Genomic DNA, 2,218 nt, shown 5'->3' with positions numbered 1-2,218 from the left:
GCAGAAGCGGAAGCACGTAGAAAGGCAGAAGAAGAAGCAAGGAAACGTGAAGAAGCGGAAGCGCGTAGAAGGGCAGAAGAAGAAAGAAACCAGGAAGAAGCGGAAGCGCGTAGAAAAGCAGAGGAAGAAGCGAGAAACCAGGCAGAAGCGGAAGCGCGTAGAAAAGCAGAGGAAGAAGCGAGAAAACAGGCAGAAGCGGAAGCGCGTAGAAAAGCAGAGGAAGAAGCAAGAAAACGAGCAGAAGCAGAAGCGCATAGAAGGGCCGAAGAAGAAGCAAGAAAAGAGGTAGAAGCTCGACGGAAGGAAGAAGAGAGAAAACTTGAAGAAGTAAGAAAAAGAAGATTAGAGGAAGAAAAGAAAATAAAAGAAGCACAACAGAGACAAAAAATAGTTGTAGCTAAAAGTGAACCAGAAAGTGATGAGATTAATTTAAATAAGGAAAGAGATCTACCAAATGAAACTAAATTTGAACAAAAAGAGAAAGTAGTAATCGATAAAAAAGGAATCTTAAATAATATGAAAAAATATAAGTACGCTATTATAGGAGTCGCATCAATTGTTTTATTAGTAGTAGCAGGTTTTGCCTTTAGTAATTTGAAGAATTCACAGGCTGCATCTGCAAATAATGTAACTAGTTTAGAAGTTAATGCGAATTTAATAAATGGATTAAGGCTATCTGCAGTTCAAAAATATCAAGATGCTGCCTTGGAATTTGATAAAGTGGATTATAAAAAGTTAGGAAAAGAAGATAAAAAGGCAGTTTTATTTACTTATCTTTTAAGCGGTAAAGCACAAAAGGCTATTGACTTAGAGCAAGATTTTGCAGAATCAGTAGTTTCATATTATATAGCTGTTGATAACTTGAAAAAGGTAAAAGAACTTAAAACTAAAAATTCACTAATTAATTTTGAAATTGCTGCGTTAGATAACAAACATGAAGAAGTTATCAAATTAATAGATCAAGTGCCACTAGATGGTAGAAGAGAAGGAATTATTGTTAATAGTTATTTGAAATTAAATAAATCTGAGGAAGCTAAAAAGTTTGCTCAAAAGGTTGGAAATAAAGATTTACTCGAAAAAATTAGTAATTCTACACCTAATAGTTCTGCTACATCTGTTGCAACTATAAGTGCAGGTTAAGTAATGGGGAGGAATTGATTGTGCCTTTAGATTATTCAAAAATCTTCAAGAAAGTTTTACTTGCAACTACTGCTACTACCTTAAGTGTTGGGGTAGTTTCAGGCTGCTCGCTGTTTTCTTCGGAAAAAAAGAGCACCAAAACAGCATCAGTATCTAAAAAGAAAAAAGATACTGAAAAAGAAAAGAAGAAAGATGAGAAAAAAGATGAAAGTAAGAATGAAACGAATGAAAATTTAAATACTAACGATTTTGATGAAATCATTGATAATGCAAAACGTAGCTCTGATCAAAATTTAGCCGGAATCATTGAAAATAACAAAACTAAAAAGAAATTTGATGATTTAACTGATTCAATTGCTACCGCGGCTATAAATTCAGATAGAAATCTAGCATCAGTTATTGACGGTGATAAATCAAATAATCGTTTTTCAGATTTAAATACTTCAATAGCATCAGCAACAAACAATCCTTCTGTTTCGGATAATAAGGATAGTAAGAACTTTGTATTTGGTGGCGATTTAAATATCAATGATGGGGTTGCTATTGCAGATAATTCAATGCCTCCAGTTAATCAAGATAAAAAACCGCCAGCTTCTGGAGATTCTAGTAACGTAGGAGATGCAAAACCACTAACAGGTGGTGAAGGTAATAGTGGCGGGGGAGATATAAAACCACCAACAGGTGGTGAAGGTAATAATGGTGGAGGAAATACAAAACCACCAACAGGCGGAGACGGTAATGATGGTGGAGGTGGTACAAAACCACCAACAGGTGGAGATGGTAATGATGGTGGAGGCGGTACAAAACCACCAACAGGCGGAGATGGTAATGATGGTGGTACAACAAAACCGGAGAAACCTGAAAAAGATACAGTGGCACCAGTAATTACAGCAAAGCAAGGTGTAACTATACATGTAGGAGATAGTTTAAGTGCAGGCGATTTAGTAGAAGTAAAAGATAATAAAGATCCAAACCCAGTGGTAATAGTGGGAGCGTACGATACAGGTAAGGTAGGGGAAATTCAAGTAACAGTAACGGCAACAGATGCATCAGGAAATAGCTCAAGTACAACAGTAAC

General features: G+C 36.0%; 1 protein-coding gene and 1 pseudogene. Both read left to right on the top strand.

Annotated elements, in window-relative coordinates:
- On the top strand, positions 1-1,140 hold a 1,140-nt coding region (locus BUA87_RS07555; RefSeq protein WP_072938969.1), incomplete at its 5' end, for a cell envelope integrity TolA family protein.
- A 20-nt stretch (positions 1,141-1,160) separates the two neighbouring features.
- Positions 1,161-2,218 (top strand): annotated as a pseudogene (locus tag BUA87_RS07550) (adhesin); the annotation flags it as partial.

This window comes from Bacillus sp. bc15, from assembly GCF_900142585.1.
GTDB classification, from domain to species: domain Bacteria; phylum Bacillota; class Bacilli; order Bacillales; family Bacillaceae_G; genus Bacillus_A; species Bacillus_A cereus.
This window is presented reverse-complemented; position numbering and strand designations above follow the sequence as displayed.